The organism is Streptomyces sp. NPDC056738 (assembly GCF_042790435.1).
Classification (GTDB): Bacteria; Actinomycetota; Actinomycetes; order Streptomycetales; family Streptomycetaceae; genus Streptomyces.
On record NZ_JBHTZF010000015.1, the window covers coordinates 1 to 18,157 of the forward strand.

The 18,157-nt window shown below is 70.5% G+C and carries 17 protein-coding genes; 14 read left to right on the forward strand and 3 right to left on the reverse strand.

The window, feature by feature from the left end:
• The first annotated feature begins 118 nt into the window (after positions 1-118).
• The 9 genes from ACFRIC_RS33030 to ACFRIC_RS33070 all read left to right on the forward strand — a co-directional run bounded on the left by ACFRIC_RS33030 (position 119) and on the right by ACFRIC_RS33070 (position 8,250).
• Complete coding sequence (locus ACFRIC_RS33030) at positions 119-763, forward strand: HAD family hydrolase (RefSeq protein WP_382793546.1); 645 nt, start codon at positions 119-121, stop codon at positions 761-763.
• Positions 764-897: 134 nt separating this feature from the next.
• Positions 898-1,629, forward strand: coding sequence for a VC0807 family protein (locus ACFRIC_RS33035; RefSeq protein WP_382793549.1), 732 nt, complete (start codon positions 898-900; stop codon positions 1,627-1,629).
• A 162-nt stretch (positions 1,630-1,791) separates the two neighbouring features.
• Positions 1,792-3,015: an MFS transporter gene (locus ACFRIC_RS33040; RefSeq protein WP_382793551.1), complete on the forward strand. Its 1,224-nt coding sequence runs from the start codon at positions 1,792-1,794 to the stop codon at positions 3,013-3,015.
• Complete coding sequence (locus ACFRIC_RS33045) at positions 2,966-4,138, forward strand: acetoin utilization protein AcuC (RefSeq protein ID WP_382793554.1); 1,173 nt, start codon at positions 2,966-2,968, stop codon at positions 4,136-4,138. The genes ACFRIC_RS33040 and ACFRIC_RS33045 overlap by 50 nt, the downstream gene beginning before the upstream one ends.
• Before the next feature lie 146 nt (positions 4,139-4,284).
• Positions 4,285-5,100, forward strand: a complete 816-nt coding sequence (locus tag ACFRIC_RS33050; protein ID WP_382793556.1) for a phosphatase — start codon at positions 4,285-4,287, stop codon at positions 5,098-5,100.
• A gap of 129 nt (positions 5,101-5,229) precedes the next feature.
• Positions 5,230-5,439: a helix-turn-helix domain-containing protein gene (locus ACFRIC_RS33055; protein WP_093781815.1), complete on the forward strand. Its 210-nt coding sequence runs from the start codon at positions 5,230-5,232 to the stop codon at positions 5,437-5,439.
• Between the two features lie 143 nt (positions 5,440-5,582).
• A complete protein-coding gene (locus ACFRIC_RS33060) occupies positions 5,583-5,681 on the forward strand; it encodes a 30S ribosomal protein bS22 (RefSeq protein ID WP_003948845.1) in 99 nt (32 codons plus the stop codon).
• Positions 5,682-6,124: 443 nt separating this feature from the next.
• The gene (locus ACFRIC_RS33065; protein WP_382793559.1) at positions 6,125-7,186 is read left to right on the forward strand and encodes an NAD-dependent epimerase/dehydratase family protein; all 1,062 of its coding nucleotides are present in this window, start codon (positions 6,125-6,127) and stop codon (positions 7,184-7,186) included.
• Positions 7,187-7,200: 14 nt separating this feature from the next.
• On the forward strand, positions 7,201-8,250 hold the full coding sequence (locus tag ACFRIC_RS33070; RefSeq protein WP_382793561.1) for a lysophospholipid acyltransferase family protein: 1,050 nt from the start codon (positions 7,201-7,203) through the stop codon (positions 8,248-8,250).
• 104 nt (positions 8,251-8,354) lie between these two features.
• On the opposite strand, the gene ACFRIC_RS33075 is transcribed toward ACFRIC_RS33070, so the two are convergent.
• The 3 genes from ACFRIC_RS33075 to ACFRIC_RS33085 form a co-directional block, all read right to left on the reverse strand.
• A complete protein-coding gene (locus tag ACFRIC_RS33075) occupies positions 8,355-9,590 on the reverse strand; it encodes a DUF5667 domain-containing protein (protein ID WP_382793564.1) in 1,236 nt (411 codons plus the stop codon).
• Positions 9,591-9,844: 254 nt separating this feature from the next.
• Entirely contained in the window at positions 9,845-10,615 is a 771-nt protein-coding gene (locus ACFRIC_RS33080) for an ECF subfamily RNA polymerase sigma factor, BldN family (protein WP_382793567.1), read from the reverse strand.
• A 559-nt stretch (positions 10,616-11,174) separates the two neighbouring features.
• The gene (locus ACFRIC_RS33085) at positions 11,175-12,116 is read right to left on the reverse strand and encodes an HAD-IB family hydrolase (RefSeq protein WP_328449658.1); all 942 of its coding nucleotides are present in this window, start codon (positions 12,114-12,116) and stop codon (positions 11,175-11,177) included.
• Between the two features lie 206 nt (positions 12,117-12,322).
• On the opposite strand from ACFRIC_RS33085, the gene ACFRIC_RS33090 reads away from it, so the two are divergent.
• The 5 genes from ACFRIC_RS33090 to ACFRIC_RS33110 all read left to right on the forward strand — a co-directional run bounded on the left by ACFRIC_RS33090 (position 12,323) and on the right by ACFRIC_RS33110 (position 18,091).
• Positions 12,323-12,622, forward strand: coding sequence for a glutaredoxin family protein (locus ACFRIC_RS33090; RefSeq protein ID WP_382793571.1), 300 nt, complete (start codon positions 12,323-12,325; stop codon positions 12,620-12,622).
• Positions 12,623-12,964: 342 nt separating this feature from the next.
• Positions 12,965-13,726 carry a redox-sensing transcriptional repressor Rex gene (locus ACFRIC_RS33095; protein ID WP_382793573.1) on the forward strand — a complete coding sequence of 254 codons (762 nt, stop codon included), beginning with the start codon at positions 12,965-12,967 and terminating at the stop codon, positions 13,724-13,726.
• Positions 13,723-15,435 (forward strand): glutamyl-tRNA reductase, encoded by a 1,713-nt coding sequence (locus tag ACFRIC_RS33100; RefSeq protein ID WP_382793576.1) that lies wholly within the window; start codon positions 13,723-13,725, stop codon positions 15,433-15,435. Before ACFRIC_RS33095 ends, ACFRIC_RS33100 begins: the two co-directional genes overlap by 4 nt.
• Complete coding sequence (gene hemC / locus ACFRIC_RS33105) at positions 15,432-16,391, forward strand: hydroxymethylbilane synthase (protein WP_382793579.1); 960 nt, start codon at positions 15,432-15,434, stop codon at positions 16,389-16,391. Before ACFRIC_RS33100 ends, hemC begins: the two co-directional genes overlap by 4 nt.
• A complete protein-coding gene (locus ACFRIC_RS33110; protein WP_382793583.1) occupies positions 16,388-18,091 on the forward strand; it encodes a uroporphyrinogen-III synthase in 1,704 nt (567 codons plus the stop codon). Before hemC ends, ACFRIC_RS33110 begins: the two co-directional genes overlap by 4 nt.
• Positions 18,092-18,157 lie beyond the last annotated feature (66 nt).

An 18,157-nucleotide genomic window follows, 5' to 3' on the forward strand; every position in this document is an offset into this window, starting at 1 on the left:
GCCGATGGTACTGCAGGGGGGACCCTGTGGGAGAGTAGGACGCCGCCGAACAAATTGTGAGAAGACCCCCGGACCGGGGATACCGGTCCGGGGGTCTTCTGCGTTTAGGGTCTTTGTCATGCGCTACGACCTGATTATTTTCGACAATGACGGAGTCCTCGTCGACAGCGAGCCGATCTCCAATACCCACTTGGCCGCCTACCTCACCGAGTTGGGGCACCCCACCTCGTACGAGGACTCCTTGCGTGACTACATGGGCTCCGCGATGCACCGCATCCACGACCTGGTCCTGGAGCGCACCGGCCGGCGGCTGCCGGACGACTTCGACGACGTCTTCCACGCACGGGTCTTCGCCGCGTTCGAACGGGAGCTGAAGCCGGTTCCCGGGGCCGCCCAGGTCCTGGAGAAGCTGGCCGCCGATGGAGTGCCGTACTGCGTCGCCTCCTCCGGGAGCCACGAGCGGATCCGGGTCGGACACCGGACGACAGGGCTGGACCGGTGGTTCGACGAGGACCGGATCTTCAGCTCGCAGGACGTCGGGCGGGGCAAGCCGGCCCCCGATCTGTTCCTCCACGCCGCCGAGCGCATGGGCGTGCGGCCGGAGAAGTGCGCTGTCGTCGAGGACAGTCCCCTGGGGGTGCAGGCGGCCAACGCGGCCGGGATGGACGTGTACGGGTTCACCGCCATGACACCGGCCGACCGGCTCACCGGGGCCACCCAACTCTTCTCCGACATGGGGGAGTTGGCTGACCTGCTGGTATGACGGCTCCCATCGGCGGGCGCTGACATTTGTCATGCCGAGCTCCGGACGATCGTTTCTGTCGGAGGGCGGGGGCCGACCGCGAAGCTGAGTACATCGAAACGGGACGTACACAGCTACGACGGAGGGACCCGATCATGAGCATCACGGCCACCGAGATCAGCACCGGAGAGACCACCGGCTTTGCCCGGGCGGAAGCGGCCACCACGCCGGAGACCGCCGGCCCCCGGCCGAGCTTCCTGCCGCTGATCGTGGACGTGGCGGTGCCCGTCGGGTCGTACTACCTGCTCAAGAACGGGTTCGGGATGAGCACGATGGCCGCCCTCGGCTGGAGCAGCGTCGTGCCGGCCGTGCGGACCGTGTGGAGCGTGGTGAAGGAGCGCAAGGCCAACGCCCTGGCCGCGCTCATCCTGCTCGTCAACGTGGTGGGGCTCTCGCTCAGCCTCGTCGCCGGTGACCCGCGGCTGATGCTCGCGAAGGACAGCGGCGTCAGCAGCGTGATCGGGATCGGTGTCCTCGTGTCCGTCAGGCTCGGCCGGCCGATGATGACGCAGGGGATGAAGCCGTTCCTCGTGAAGGGCGACGCGGCGCGGGCCGCGGCCTGGGACCGGCTGGCGGCGGGCTCGGAGGCGTTCCGGAAGGCCGAGCGGACGTTCTCGCTGGTGTGGGGCACGGTCCTGCTCAGCGAGTGCGTCGTGAAGGCCGTGGGCGCCTACACGCTGCCGATCGACACCATGGTCTGGCTCGGCACGGTCGTCACGATCGCATCGATGGTCCTCGCCTTCCTGCTCAGCGGCCGGTTCGCCGTCGTCCCGATGCAGAAGATGCTGGAGCACGAGCTCGCCGCCGAGGCCGGGCCGCGGCGCTGAACGGCCCCGCGCCGAGGACCCCGGACCCCGCACCGAGGACGGGGACGGGTCCGCCGCGAGGACCGCGGCAGTCCCTCTCCACCCCCACCCCCGAAGAGCTGAGCAAAATTCATCTTCGGCTTGATCTACCCACCGGTAAGCCGGGGCCCTACGCTCGCCGCCATGACAGATGTGCTGCGGCGCGGTAGGGCCTCTTTGGCGTTCAGCTTCTTCGCTCAGGGTGCCGCCTTCGCGCTGCTCGTGACGCGTATCCCGGCCATCCAGGACCGCTACGGGATCTCCGACGCGCTCCTGCCGGTGTTCCTGGCCGCCGTCCCGGTCCTCGCCGGACTGGGCAGCGTCACCACCGAGCATCTCGTCAAGCGCATACGCCCCAGCCGGATCCTGCGGTGGTCGCAGCCGGTCGTGCTGCTGGCCCTGCTCGGAGTCGGCGCCGGCGACCAGCTCGTCGAGGTGGCCGTCGCCCTCGGCGCCTTCGGCCTCGCGGTCGGTGGTCTCGACGCCTCGATGAACATGCTCGGCGTGAGTCTCCAGCGGTCGTACGGGCGCAGCATCATGCTCGGCTTCCACGCCGCGTACAGCCTGGGCGGGATCGTGGGCGCCTCGCTCGCGTGGGCCGGGGCGCACTGGCACCTGTCGCTCTTCGTGTCGTATCTGCCGGCCGTACTGATGCTGCTGCCGCTCGCCCTGGTGGGGAGCCGGTGGTACGTCGACGGAGGCGCGGACGCGGGCGGGAAGGAGGACGCGCAGGCCGGTGCGGGCGCGGGTCCCCTCGTCTTCAAGCTCCTGCTGCCGCTGTGCCTGGTGATGACGTTCGCCTACATCGGGGACTCGACGGTCTCCAACTGGAGCGCGAAGTACCTCAAGGACGTGCTGGGCAGCTCGGAGCAGATGGCGACCGTTCCGTACAACGTCTACATGGTGATGACGCTGGTGGGGCGGGCTGTCGGAGACCTCGGGGTGCGGCGGTTCGGGGCCGTGGCGGTGGTGCGGCTGGGTGCCGTGGTGGCCGCGCTCGGGTTCGGGGTGGTGGCGGTCGCACCCGGCGCCGGGGTGGGCATGCTGGGGTTCACGCTGCTGGGGCTCGGGCTGTGCGTGATCGTGCCGCAGACCTTCGCGGCGGCGGGGAGGCTGTTCCCCGGGGCCTCGGACACGGCGATCGCGCGGCTGAACATCTTCAACTACGTCGGCTTCCTGATCGGGTCCCCGTTGGTGGGCGCGCTGGGTGACGCGTGGAACTACCGCGGGGCCATGCTCGTACCGATGGTGCTGGTCCTGGCGACGCTGGGGTACGCCCGGTCGTTCGAGGCTCAACCGGACCGATACGGTGACGTGCATGAGCGGCCGCGCACAGCTGATGTGGGACGAGGCAGTAACGGGGTATGACTTCGGTCCGGACCATCCGATGGATCCGGTCCGGCTCCGGCTGACGAGGGGGCTCGTCGACGCCTTCGGGCTCGACCGGGACGTCGCGGTGGTCGCGGCGAAGCCCGCCGGAGACTCGACGCTGCGGCTGGTGCACCGCGAGGACTACGTGGCGGCCGTGAAGGCCGCGTCCGCCGATCCCGCCTCGGCCGACCAGGCGTACGGCCTCGGAACGATGGACGATCCCGCGTTCGCCGGGATGCACGAGGTGTCCGCGATGATCGCCGGGCAGTCCGTGGGGGCCGCGGAGGCGGTGTGGCGCGGCGAGGCGCTGCACGCGGTGAACTTCGCCGGCGGGCTGCACCACGCGATGCCCGGCGCCGCCTCCGGGTTCTGCGTCTACAACGACGCCGCTCTGGCGATCGCCCGGCTGCTGGAACTGGGCGCCGAGCGGGTCGCGTACATCGATGTCGACGTGCATCACGGCGACGGTGTCCAGGCGGCCTTCTGGGAGGATCCGCGGGTCCTGACGATCTCGCTGCACGAGCATCCGCGGACGCTGTTCCCGCAGACCGGGTGGCCCGAGGAGACCGGGGCGGGCAGCGCGGAGGGCACGGCCGTGAATCTCGCGTTGCCGGCGGGCACCGGGGACGCGGGCTGGCTGCGGGCGTTCCACTCCGTGGTGCCCGAGCTGATCGCCGACTTCCGGCCGCAGGTGCTGGTCACCCAGCACGGCGCGGACACCCACTTCGAGGACCCGCTCGCGCACCTGGCGGTCTCGCTCGACGCGCAGCGGGCGGTGCAGGTGGCCTGTCACGACCTGGCGCACACGTACGCCGACGGGCGCTGGGTCGCGCTGGGAGGCGGCGGCTACGCGGTGGTGGAGGTCGTACCGCGTTCGTGGACGCACCTCGTGGCCGTGGCGGCGGGCCGTCCCGTGGAGCCGGAGACGGTCGTCCCGGAGAGCTGGCGGCAGGAGGTCTTCGCCCGCACACGGCAGTTGGCGCCGATGCGGATGACCGACGGGCGGTGGCCGGTGTCCTTCAAGGACTGGGAGTCGGGGTACGACCCGGCGGACCGTCTCGACCAGGCGATCGTGGCGACGCGCAAGGCCGTGTTCCCGCTGCGGGGGATGCTCCCGTAGGCCTGGTCCGCCTGGTCCGCCTGGTCCGCTCGGTCCGCGGGCGCCGACAGGGGGCGGCAGGGGACGACACCGGACCTTAGGCCAACTGTGGGGCATATTCCGCATTGTGGGCATAGGGCATCGGTGGATGCGCCAGCATCGCTGACGTGTTGAGCACCGGAGCTTTGCGCGCACATCTGCTGGCCGCCCGGCTCGCCGGACCCGTGGCCACGTCGCGCGAGGAGAGCCTGCGCAGCTACCGGCTCTTCGCCGCCCGCGACCCCCGTCTGCTGCTCGGACTCGATCCCGAATGGTCGTGGTGCCAGCGGGATCTGATCGAGTTGATGGCCGACAAATGCGGGGTCTCGGCCGATCCGTCACACACTTCGGGGCATGATGTGATCGACCCGGAGCGGACCCTCGCGGCCCTCGACGCCTTCGCCGAACGGCTCGGCGAAGCCGCCCGACGCCGTCACCCCGTGCTTCTCGGTACCGGTCACCCGCACCGTCTGATCGATTTCTACGCCGCGCTCGCGGACGCCCTGTCGGCGGCGGGGTGTACCGTCCTCACCCCCGCGCAGGGTAGCTCTATCGACATAACGACCCGGTTCGGTCTACGCACATACAACATCGACTACGTACGAGGTGTCGCGCTCGTGCGTGAACCGGAGCCCGAGGACGCCGGTCGTGCGACCGGCGCACACACCCATTCACCCCTCCCGGTCAGGACCGTTCTGGCGGCCGCCGCCGAGGCTGGAGGCCCCCTCCCGGAACTGGTCGTCGGAGACCACGGATGGGTCTGCGGAGCAGGTCAACTGGGGTTCGAGGCCATCGGTCTCGCCGATACGGACGACCCCGCGCTGTTCGTCGGAGAGGCAGAGGGGCGCGTGTCCGTCGTCGTTCCGCTAGATGACGCTGTGCGGTCTGATTACTACCGACCGCTTACTCGCTATGTACTCAATCGAGCGTGTCTGTCACAGTAGGCGGCCGATGGCATCCCCTCTTCCCCACTCGCATCACACGCCCCTACATTGGGGAGTGAGTGCGCAGCGACGAAGAGTCACCGGAAGGGGAAGCCGGTGGCCGTCGAGTGCGGAAGGTGCAGGTGTGACATGGCTGCAGGCGAGAGGCCTCTGAACGAGGTTCAGTTCCTTACCGTGGCGGAAGTCGCCTCGGTGATGCGAGTGTCGAAGATGACCGTGTACCGCCTGGTGCACAGCGGTCATCTGCCGGCGATCCGGGTGGGGAGGTCCTTCCGGGTGCCGGAGCAAGCGGTTCACGAGTACCTCCGCGAGAGCTATGTGGGGGTGGAGACCGCCTGACGGCGTTCCGGGAGACCGTTCGCGATCTCCCGGAAAACACCTCGATTACGACCTCAGCCCTCGGGCGGGTAGGCTGGCCCCTCATAGGTCGTGTGGGCCCATGCAGCCCAGCACCGAGTAAAGAGAAGTGAGCGAGGGTAGTCGTGGGCTCTGTTATCAAGAAGCGGCGCAAGCGGATGGCGAAGAAGAAGCACCGCAAGCTGCTCAAGCGCACTCGCGTTCAGCGTCGCAACAAGAAGTAAGCGACGCGCGGAAACGCGTACTGTGGCCTCTCACCAGCGGGTGGGAGGCCACAGGCGTATCCGGTCGGGGAAAGCCGCACCGGCGTCTGCGGGGGCCCTGTGACGGCGACAGGGGACTTCCGGCGTGACGGGGCGACCCACCCACCTCCGGTGTGACGGCGGCCGAGCCGAATGCGGCCCGGCGGTGATCGAGCCGACTTCGGCCCGGGGCGGCCGTGCCGGACCACCCCGAATGACCGCTCGACCGTCGAACGTCTTCGGCCACACCGGCCCCACGCGGCTGTGGGCCGAATGGCTGGGTCTGGTCGCACGTCCATGGCTGTCGTCACTTCGTGCATCGGGCGGTCATCACAGCGCAACATCAACCCGCTAAGTTGGCGCACACGGGGAACGCGGCAGGTACGAGCGGAGCTACGTCCAGTTCTGGAAGGAAGGCGCTGATCTTGGGGAAGGTCGTGCTCGTGACCGGGGTGGCCCGGCAGCTCGGGGGCCGGTTCGTCCGACGGATCCAGCGTGACCCGCAGGTGGACCGGGTGATCGCCGTGGACGCGGTGCCGCCCGAGCACCACATCGGCGGCGCCGACTTCGTGCAGGCCGACATCCGCCAGCCCACCATCGCCCGGGTGCTCGCCGAGTACTCCGTCGACACGGTCGTCCACATGGACGTGACGGGAACGGCGCTGGCCTCCGGCAGCCGGACCACGGTCAAGGAGACCAACGTCATCGGCACCATGCAGCTCCTCGGCGCCTGCCAGAAGTCCCCGACGGTCAAGCGGCTCGTCGTGAAGTCCAGCACCAACGTCTACGGCTCCGCGCCGCGCGACCCCGCCGTCTTCACCGAGACCACCTCGCCCAAGTCGCTGCCCAGCGGCGGCTTCGCGAAGGACACGGTCGAGGTCGAGGGCTACGTACGCGGCTTCGCGCGCCGGCGGCCCGATGTCGCGGTGTGCGTGCTGCGGTTCGCCAACATCCTCGGACCGAGCGCGGATTCACCGCTCGCCTCCTACTTCTCGCTGCCGGTGCTGCCGACGGTGTTCGGTTACGACCCGCGGCTCCAGTTCGTCCACGAGAGCGACGTCATCGAGGTGCTGCGGCTCGCCGCGCACGAGCCGCAGCGGGGCACGCTCAACAGCGGCACGTTCAACATCGCCGGGGACGGCGTCCTGTTGCTCTCGCAGTGCGCGCGGCGGCTCGGCCGGCCCACCGTGCCCCTGCTGCTGCCGGCCCTGAGCTGGGCCGGCACGGCCGTGCGTACCCTGGGGGTGACGGACTTCTCGCCGGAGCAGCTACGGCTGCTCACGCACGGCAGGGTCGTCGCGACGGTCCAGATGCGCGAAACCCTGGGCTATCGGCCGAAGTACACGACGGCGGAGACCTTCGCGGACTTCGCCCAGAGCAGGGGTCCCGGACTCCTGCCCCCGGAGGCCCTTGCGGGGGCCGTGGACAAGATCGCCGCGCTGCCTGTTCTGGGCGGCGGCCACCCCCCGACGCAGAGCGCCAACTGAGGAGCGCATCAACGATGGCGGACGCCAAGGTCATTCCGTTCGACGACGACCGCTCGCGCGGGGCTGCGGTGCAGCGCCCGGCGAGGCGCCGGGCCGCGGGGAGCCGGCGCAAGGGCGATCCCGTGGTCGTACGCGAGGTCCAGCCCATGCCGGGACTTGCCCTTCCGCAGGATGATGTTCCGGTGACGCAGGAGGAACAGCCGCCCCGGCAGGGCGCTACGGGTACGAGCCTGGAGCAGCGCATCGCGGGAGGCCTGTCCTTCCTGCGCCGCAGGCTCACCGGCGACTACGAGATCGACGAGTTCGGCTACGACCAGGAGCTGACGGACCAGGTCCTGATGTCCCTGATCCGGCCGGTGTACGAGAAGTACTTCCGCGTCGAGGTGAAGGGTGTCGAGAACATCCCGTCGGACGGCGGCGCCCTGATCGTCGCCAACCACTCGGGCACCCTTCCGCTGGACGGCCTGATGATGCAGGTCGCCGTCCACGACAACCATCCCGCGAACCGGCATCTGCGGCTGCTCGCCGCCGACCTGGTGTTCATGCTGCCGGTCGTCAACGAGCTGGCCCGCAAGGCCGGTCACACCCTGGCCTGCTCGGAGGACGCCGAACGGCTGCTGGAGCGCGGGGAACTGGTCGGGGTGATGCCGGAGGGCTTCAAGGGCATCGGTAAGCCGTTCAGCGAGCGCTACAAGCTCCAGCGGTTCGGCCGGGGCGGCTTCGTCTCGACGGCGCTGCGCGCGGGCACCCCGATCATTCCGTGCTCGATCGTCGGGGCGGAGGAGATCTATCCGATGATCGGCAACGCGAAGACCCTCGCGCGGCTGCTGGGATTCCCGTACTTCCCGATCACGCCGACGTTCCCGTGGCTGGGCCCGCTCGGTGCGATCCCGCTGCCCACCAAGTGGACGATCCAGTTCGGCGAGCCGATCCGCACGGACGGCTATCCGCCGGAGGCGGCCGACGACCCGATGCTGATGTTCAACCTGACCGACCAGGTCAGGGAGCAGATCCAGCACACGCTGTACAAGCTGCTGGTGCAGCGCAGGTCCGTGTTCTTCTGATCATGCAAATACGATTCTGTTGATCATGTCCTGATATGCCGGTACGTCGATGGGGGCGCCCTCCCCGAGGAGGGCGCCCCCATCGACGTACCGCGGTGGCCTCGTCAGCCGCTGTCCTGCGTGTCGATCCCGAGCCCCGGCAGGAGACCGGGGAGCAGGGGCGGCAGGGTGACGTCGGGTTCGCTCGTGGCGCTGCCCTTGCTGCCGGCGCTGGACGACGGGGTGGAGCTGGTGTCGTCCTGCGGCGGGTCGAGCAGACCGCCGGTGCCGCCGCCGAGCAGGCCCTCGCTGCTGCTGCCGGAACTGGATGGCCTGGGCTTGCCGCTGCTGTGGCTCTCGCCCGTGCTGCCCTTGCTGCTGGCGCTGGGCGCCGGGGTGTCCGTGCCCGGCGAGCCGGTGGCCTCCTCGCTCTTGCCCCGGTGACGGCCGGTGCCCTCGGGGGCGGGTGTCCTGGGCAGCAGCGAGCGCAGCGGGTCGACCTCTTCGTCTATGGCTTCGAAGACCGACGAGACCTGGTCGCTGACGTCACCGAGCTGCACGGGCAGCCGGTCGCGCAGGGCGCCCCAGGCCTCGCGGTGGGACTGGGAGAAGGCGGACAGAGTCTGGATGGGGCCCAGTGAGCCGTCCCTTTCGTAGGCCTCGTGCAGCAGGCGGTGCCCCTCGGAGGCGTCGTGCTGCATGCCGGACAGGGCGCGGCGGATCTCGCCCAGGGACTCGTGGTCGAGGTGTCCCGAGCGGCCCCGCTCCATCAGCCGGCGGGCTTCGCTCAGGCGGTTCGAGGCCTGGTCGAGATAGAGCTCGCCCCGGTCGCTGTCGCCGTGGGCCAGCCCCAGCTTGATGTCCTCCATGCCGCGCTTGAGCCCGTAGAGCGAGTCACCGGGCAGGGCGTCGGAGCTCGCGGCGGCGACACCGCCGAAGGCTCCGGCGGCCACGCCGACGGTGAGTCCGCCCGCGGCCAGCCCCTTGGACAGCCGGGACCGGGGGCGGAGCTTCCCCAGTCCGGTCGCCCGGTGCGCGCCCTTGGCCCGATGGGACCGCTGCTCGGGCAGCGCGCGGCCCGGCCCCTCGCCTCCGGCGGCCGTGCCCTCCTGGAGCATGGCCTCCATCGCGGCGACGAGCTGGGCTCGCTGCACGATCTTGACCTCGGGGTCCAGCTCCGGTTCGGGCAGCTCGCCGAGACCGGTGGCGAGGGCCAACAGCAGCCCTTGCTCGGTCTGTTCCGCAGCAGCCCGGGACGGTGCCGCCCCATCCGGCTGCTCGGCCGCCGTGCCCTGGTCGATCTCCTCCAGGGCCTGGGCGAAGGCGTTCGCCCGCCGGTGTGCCGATACGTTCGCGATCACTGGCGGCACCTCCTCTCGTCATGACGGTCGACTCCCCAGGGGGTCCTGAGGGTTGCACCCCCTGGCCGTGTGCACACGATCGGGTGATCGGCGCTGGCCAAGGCGTGACCACAGGGAGCCTGTATCCCGCACAACGAGCGTCACGGCACTTCGGTTACGGACGGCGGATGCACGGACCGCAAAGTCAACCGACTTTTACAGAAGGTGAGTTGGACGTCGCTGAGCGTGCGGGACCACTGTGGTCGAAAGCTTGCTCAGCGCACGTCTTCGGGCAGGAGCCGGGCCAGCGTGCGCACGGCCCGGTACTGGAGGGTCTTGATGGCACCCTCGTTCTTGCCCATCACCCGGGCGGTCTCGGCGACCGAGAGCCCCTGGAGGAAGCGGAGTGTCACGCACTCCTGCTGCTGCGGATTGAGCCGTCGCACGGCGTCAAGGAGCGCGGCGTTGGAAAGCGACTCCAGGACGGAGTCCTCGGGGGAGCGCTCGACCTCGTTGGCGTCGAGCATCTCCCCGGTGGTCACTTCCAGCCGGAAGCGGCTGGACTTGAAATGGTCGGCCACCAGGTTCCGGGCGATGGTCACCAGCCAGGCGCCGAAGTCACGGCCCTGCCAGGTGAACGTGCCGATCCGGCGCAGCGCCCGCAGAAAGGTCTCACTCGTGAGGTCCTCGGCGGTCGCCTTGCCTCCGACCCGGTAGTAGATGTAGCGGTACACGGTGTCGCTGTACTGGTCGTAGAGCCGTCCGAAGGCATCGGCCTCGCCGGCCTGGGCGCGCTCCACGAGATCCATCATCCGGGCGCTGTCACTGTCGGCGGCCGGACGGCGTGCGGTGGTGGCCGAGCCTGAGCGGCCACGCCTGCCGACCGCCGCGTTGCCGTCGGCCAGGGCATAGCAAGGTCCGACGGGCGCGGGGAGGGCGAAGGCGGGGACGGCGTACGCGGTGGGGACGAAGCCGCGCAAACGGTCCAGGACCGTTGCGCGCAGCGTAGCCAGGCCCGAGGCGTCAACCCCGACGTGTGAGTACACGGGACTCCCAGAGGCAGAGCTTCCATCACGTGCAGTGCGGGACCTTTCACCCGTCGTGACGACGGAGGGGTACCGGTTTGCGTCTGAGGAGAATAACGCTTCGTACAGGCAGCACTACACCCAGTTGCTAAAATCATCGATTACGACGCTTTTCGCACGGATCGGTGCCCGTTCAAGTACCGGTCGGTGACCGCTTGTTGATCGCATCGGTTCGTGTTCCGTCTGAGTGCAGGGCGTGTTGTGCCCGCCTGCGGAGAGTGCGACTGAGTCGCCCAAGACGTGGGTAGGACCATGTGATTTGCCCCCGCGGCCGGGGCCCCGTCCCAGGTCCGGACAGGTTTTCGCCCCCTCCGCCCCTACCCGTCCCGTACCTGGGGCTCCGCCCCGGACCCCGCTCCTCAAATGCCGGAGGGGCTGAAACTTTCGCCGGCCGGGGTTGGAGGGTGAGCAGGCGTCGCCGACCGGGGTTGGTCTGTGGAATGTGGACCGCGCGCCCGCAGCCGGGATCCGGCACGGCCCCGACCCACCGCCGGACCGGATCCGCGACCGAACGGACGAACTACCGGCGGCGCCGGTGCAGCGCGATCGCGGCGGCCGTGCCGCCGGCCACCGCTCCGACCCCGGCCGCGGCGGGAATCCCGACCTTCGCGGCCTTGCGCGCCGTGCGGTAGTCCCGCAGCCGCCAGTCGAAGTCCCGCGCGTGCTTGCGCAGTTTCGAGTCCGGGTTGATCGCGTAAGGGTGTCCGACCAGCGAGAGCATCGGAATGTCGTTGTGCGAGTCGCTGTACGCGGCGCAGCGCGACAGGTCCAGGTCCTCCGCGGACGCCAGCGCCCGCACGGCCTCCGCCTTCGCCGGCCCGTGCAACGGCTCACCGACCAGTTTGCCGGTGTAGATCCCGTCCACCGACTCCGCGACGGTACCGAGCGCACCCGTGAGGCCGAGCCGCCGCGCGATCACCGTGGCGATCTCCACCGGCGCCGCCGTGACGAGCCACACCTTCTGGCCGGCGTCCAGGTGCGCCTGGGCGAGCGCCCGGGTCCCGGGCCAGATCCGCTCGGCCATGTACTCGTCGTAGATCTCCTCGCCGATCGACATCAGCTCGGAGACCCGGTGGCCCTTCACGATGGACAGGGCGGAGTCGCGCGCCTCCTGCATGTGCTCGGGGTCCTCGACCCCGGCCAGCCTGAACCACGCCTGCTGCCAGGCGAACTTCGCGAGGTCGCGGGTCTCGAAGAACTTCCGCTTGTACAGCCCGCGTCCGAAGTGGAAGAGGGCGGCACCTTGCATCACGGTGTTGTCGAGATCGAAGAACGCGGCGGCCCTGTCGTCGCCGAGCACCGGGAAGTCGGGTTCCTCCACGGCGTCCGGTGGCGCCAGTTCTTCGAGTTCCTGCAGTTCCTGCGAGGACTTGCGCGCTGCCTCCGCAGAGGCCTCGCCTGCCAACACGCTCCGCGCGGTCGCGGAGCGCCTACGGGGAGTGAGCCATCCGAGAGCGGCCATGTCGTGAGCATAGCCAGTCTGTTCGGCGCTTCCGGAGTCGACAGGATTCGGTGCTGTGAACTCTCCGCGGCCACGCCGTTAAACGAGCGCTCCGAACACCCCGTACGGACACCGCCCCCGCACCGCACCCACGGCGCGGCGGACCGACGCGAGCCTCGCCACCGTGCGCGGACGCGGGGTGCCTCCGGGCCGTCCGGGGCGGGAGAATGGCGGGTATGAGTCCCATCTTCCGGCGCAGCGACCGCCGTACGCAGACGAAGGCGCCCGCGGAGCACCTGGTCACTCTGATCAGGAAGCCCGGGTGCCATCTGTGTGATGACGCACAGGAGGTGATCGAGAAGGTGTGCGCCGATCTCGGGGTCCCCTGGGAGGGCAAGGACATCACCGAGGACGAGGAGCTGCACCGCCAGTACTGGGAGCAGATCCCGGTCGTGCTGGTGGACGGCGCGCAGCACACCTTCTGGCGCGTGAACGAGGAACGCCTTCGCAAAGCCCTCACGGGGTGAGCCGTGCCCCGTGGGGCCGGGGGTGCCCGTGATGTATCCCGACTTGTGACCTGCCCGAGCAGTCCAAAGCGTCCGGAAAGTCGCCTAGGATCGACGGCGATTGGTCTCGGGGGCGGGATTCGTTGAGGAGAGTGTGCGGTTTTGCCCCCTTCGTGTGCGGAGCGGAGTCGTCCGCGCGCCGGTTGCATACCGGCGTGCCGGGCATGCGTGACCCCGGTCACGTTGGCCGGGCAAATCGGACACCATCTTTGTGCACGCGTTCACAAAGACATAGCCTGCATTCGACGGGGCGGTCTGGGGACGTGTGACCGCCTGCAGCCCCGCTCTACCCGCAGGAGCACCGTGGCAACTGGCCGAACTCACCGACCGGCGACCCGCAGCCGAGGAATTCCCGAGGCCACTGTCGCCCGGCTTCCGCTGTACCTCCGAGCCCTCACCGCTCTGTCGGAGCGCTCGGTGCCCACGGTCTCCTCCGAGGAGCTCGCGGCCGCCGCGGGGGTCAACTCCGCGAAGCTTCGCAAGGACTTCTCCTACCTCGGTTCCTACGGAACGCGTGGTGTGGGGTACGACGTCGAGTATCTCGTGTACCAGATCTCCCGCGAACTGGGCCTGACCCAGGACTGGCCGGTTGTGATCGTCGGTATCGGCAACCTCGGCGCGGCACTGGCCAACTACGGAGGGTTCGCCTCGCGCGGATTCCGTGTGGCCGCGCTCATCGACGCCGATCCCGCGATGGCCGGCAAGCCCGTCGCCGGGATCCCGGTGCAGCACACGGACGACCTGGAAAAGATCATCGACGAGAACGGTGTCTCGATCGGTGTCATCGCGACCCCGGCCGGCGCCGCCCAGCCCGTCTGCGACCGCCTGGTCGCCGCCGGTGTCACCTCCATCCTGAACTTCGCGCCGACCGTCCTGTCCGTCCCGGACGGCGTCGACGTGCGCAAGGTCGACCTCTCGATCGAGCTGCAGATCCTCGCGTTCCACGAGCAGCGCAAGGCCGGCGAGGAGGCCGAGGCCCAGGCCGGAGCCGCCGCCGCCCCGGCCGAGCGGGGGAACGACGGCAAGGGTCCCGACGGGGACCTCCCAGCGGTGATGCCGGCATGAGTCTCCTCGTCGTCGGGCTGAGCCACCGCAGCGCCCCGGTCAGCGTCCTCGAACGGGCCGCGCTGTCCGCGGACGCGCAGGTCAAGCTGCTCCAGGACACCCTCGCCGCCGAGCCCGCCACCGAAGGCGCGGTGCTCGCCACCTGCAACCGCATCGAGCTGTACGCCGACGTGGACAAGTTCCACGCGGGCGTCGCCGAGCTGTCCACGCTCCTCGCCCAGCACAGCGGCGTCGGCCTGGAGGAGCTCACCCCCCACCTCTACGTGCACTACGAGGACCGGGCCGTCCACCACCTCTTCTCGGTGGCCTGCGGCCTCGACTCGATGGTCGTCGGCGAGGGCCAGATCCTCGGCCAGATCAAGGACGCGCTGGCCACCGCGCAGGAACTGCACACCGCGGGCCGCCTCCTGAACGACCTGTTCCAGCAGGCTCTGCGGGTCGGCAAGCGCGCCCACTCCGAGACCGGCATCGACCGGGCCGGACAGTCCCTGGTCACCTTCGGCCTGGAGCAGCTCTCCGCCGGACGGGCCGTCGAGGCCTGGGCCAAGGACAAGAAGGCCCTCGTCATCGGCGCGGGCTCGATGTCCTCGCTGGCCGCCGCGACGCTCGCGCGCGCCGGCGTCGGCGAGATCGTGATCGCCAACCGCACCCCCGACCGCGCCGAGCGCCTCGCCGAGATCCTCACCGGCGGCGACGACACGGACGTGCTGGCCCGCGCGGTACCGATGGACTCGGTGCCGGTCGAGCTGACACGTGCCGACATCGCCGTCTCGTGCACCGGGGCCACCGGACTCGTCCTGACGGCCGACACCGTCGCGGCCGCCGTCGAAGGACGTACGGGAACGCCCGCGGCCCTGCGCGAGCGGGCGGCCGGACCGGCCGGTCACCTCGCGCCCGCCGACGCCGCCGAGGACGCCTGCCCGCTGGACCTGTCCGCCGTGCAGGGCGCCACCGGCTTCTCCGTCATGGGCGAGGCCGCCGTCGCCGGCATGGACGCCGCCACCCTGGAGCAGCACGCGGCCTGGGTGGACAAGGGCACCGGAACCGTCGAGCGCCGTGACGGCCGTCGTACGCCCGCCGAGGACGCCGAGGCCGACGCCGAGCTCATCGCCGCGCTGGCCGCCACCGCGGCGACCGCCGGCCGCATCCCCGAGCGCCGCCGGCCCGAACCCGTCGCCGAGGCGTTCCGCCCCGCGCCGGTGCTCGCGCTGCTCGACCTCGCGATGCCCCGTGACATCGACGCGGCCGTGCACCGGCTGCTCGGTGTGCGGTTCGTCGACCTGGAGACGCTCGCCGAGGCCTCCGCGGACGCGCCGATGGCCGCCGACGTGGACCAGGTGCGCCGGATCGTCTCCGACGAGGTGGCCGCGTTCGGCGCCGCCCAGCGGGCCGCGCACATCACCCCGACCGTGGTCGCGCTGCGCGCCATGGCCGCCGACGTCGTCGCGAACGAGATCGCTCGCCTGGACGGACGGCTGCCCGACCTCGACGACAAGCAGCGCGGCGAGATCACCCAGACCGTGCGGCGCGTCGTGGACAAACTGCTGCACGCGCCGACCGTACGGGTCAAGCAACTCGCCGCCGAGCCCGGCGGTGCCGGGTACGCGGACGCGCTGCGGACCCTGTTCGACCTGGACCCGGAGACGGTCGCCGCCGTCTCGCGGGCCGAGAACAACACCGAGAACGCCAAGAACCGAGGGCGAGCATGAGTGAGCAGGCTTTGAGGCTGGGGACCAGGCGAAGCAAACTCGCCATGGCCCAGTCCGGGCAGGTGGCGGATGCCGTGAGCCGGGTGACCGGACGGCCCGTCGAGCTCGTTGAGATCACGACGTACGGCGATGTTTCGCGCGAGAGCCTCGCGCAGATCGGCGGCACGGGCGTCTTCGTGACCGCGCTGCGGGAGGCACTGGTGCGCGGCGAGGTCGACTTCGCCGTGCACTCGCTCAAGGATCTGCCGACCACGCAGCCCGAGGAGCTCGCGCTGGCCGCCGTGCCGGTGCGCGAGGACGTCCGCGACGTGCTGGTGGCCCGCGACGGGCTGACCTTCGAGCGGCTTCCGGACGGCGCGCGCGTCGGCACCGGTTCGCCGCGCCGCATGGCCCAGCTCAACGCGTACGCCCGCAACCACGGCATGACGATCGAGACGGTCGCCATCCGCGGCAACGTAGACACCCGGATCGGGTACGTCCACGCCGGGGAGCTCGACGCCGTCGTGCTCGCCGCCGCCGGACTCAACCGGCTCGGCCGGATCGACGAGGTCACCGACTTCCTGTCGGTCGACACCGTCCTGCCCGCCCCCGGCCAGGGGGCACTGGCGATCGAGTGCGCCGCGGATCACGCGGACCTCGTCGCCGCGCTCGCCGAGCTCGACGACCCGTACACCCGGGCCGCCGTGACCGCCGAGCGATCCCTGCTTGCCGCCCTGGAGGCCGGCTGCAGCGCTCCCGTGGGCGCGTACGCCGACCTGCTGGCCGACGGGCAGATTGTCAAGGAGATGCGCCTGCGCGGCGTCGTCGGCACGACCGACGGCTCGACGCTGGTGCAGCTGTCCACCACCGGTCCCGTGCCCGAGACACACGACCAGGCGATGTCGCTCGGCCGTGAACTCGCCGCCGAGATGCTTGCCAAGGGCGCGGCCGGTCTGATGGGGGAGCGAGCACTGTGAGCCCCACCAACCTTCCCGCCGGTCCGGTCCACGGGCACGTCACCTTCCTGGGTGCCGGACCCGGAGATCCAGGGCTGCTGACACTGCGCGCCGTGGAGGCGCTGGCGAACGCGGACGTCCTCGTCGCCGAGCACGACGTGCTCGACGTGGTGCGCGTTCACGCCAGACAAGGCGTCGCTGTTCTGAACACGGATCCGGACACTTCGCCGGTTCCGTACCAGGGCACAGGCACGCCTCAGCTGACGGTTGTTGACAGCGCGTCAACAGCCGTTGGTGACCCCGCGTCGAGGGACGCTGCCAATCTTGTCATGACGGCCGCACGGGGCGGCAAGCGGGTCGTGCGTGCGGTGTCCGGGGACCCGGGACTTGATACGTACGCGGCCGAGGAAATGCTCGCCTGCGTCGCCGCGGGCGTTCCGTTCGAGGTCGTGCCCGGCATCGCGGCCGCCGTCGGTGTGCCCGCCTACGCGGGTGTGCCGCTGCGGGACGCGCAGGGCGCGGACGTACGGTTCGTCGACGCGCGGACCGCGTCCAACCGCTGCTGGACCGAGGTCGGCGCCTCCGACGGCACCGTCGTGGTGTCGGCGACGCTCGACTCCGTGGCCGCGGCCGCGGGTGAGCTGGTGGCCTCCGGCCGCAAGCCCGACACCCCGATGTCCGTGACGATCGCCGGCACGACGACCCGCCAGCGCACCTGGTCGGCCACCCTCGGCACGATCGCGCAGACGCTGAAGCAGGCGAAGGTGCTGCCGTCCCCGGACGGCGGACGCCCGGTCATAGCCGTGGTCGGTGAGCGTTCCGCAGCCGCCCAGCGCGACCAGTTGTCGTGGTTCGAGTCCAAGCCGCTGTTCGGCTGGAAGGTGCTCGTACCGCGCACGAAGGAGCAGGCGGCTTCGCTCTCCGACCAGCTTCGGTCGTACGGGGCCGTGCCCTACGAGGTGCCGACGATCGCCGTCGAGCCGCCGCGCACGCCCCAGCAGATGGAGCGCGCGGTCAAGGGCCTGGTGACCGGCCGTTACGAGTGGATCGCCTTCACCTCGGTCAACGCCGTCAAGGCGGTCCGGGAGAAGTTCGAGGAGTACGGCCTCGACGCGCGCGCCTTCGCGGGCATCAAGGTCGCCGCGGTCGGCGAGCAGACCGCGAACGCGCTCGTCGCCTTCGGCGTGAAGCCGGACCTGGTGCCGAGCGGCGAGCAGTCCGCCGCGGGCCTCCTCGAGGACTGGCCGCCCTACGACCCGGTCTTCGACCCGATCGACCGTGTCTTCCTGCCCCGGGCGGACATCGCCACGGAGACCCTCGTCGCCGGGCTCATCGAGCTGGGCTGGGAGGTCGACGACGTCACGGCGTACCGCACCGTGCGCGCGTCGCCGCCGCCGGCGGACACCCGCGAGGCGATCAAGGGCGGCGGCTTCGACGCCGTGCTCTTCACGTCGTCCTCCACGGTCCGCAACCTGGTCGGCATCGCGGGCAAGCCGCACAACGTGACGGTGATCGCCTGCATCGGTCCCGCCACGGCCAAGACGGCCGAGGAGCACGGGCTGCGGGTCGACGTCATGGCCCCCGAGCCGTCCGTGCACAAGCTGGCGGAGGCACTGGCCGAGTTCGGCCTGCGCCGCCGTGCCGCCGCGCTGGACGCCGGCGACCCGGTGACCCGCCCGAGCGAGCGCCGTCCGGGCTCGCGCAGGCGCCGCACCACCTGACCCGCGCAGAGGTGGGCACGCCCCGCGGTCTCCTACGGGAGACGGCGGGGCGTGCCGCGTTCCGTG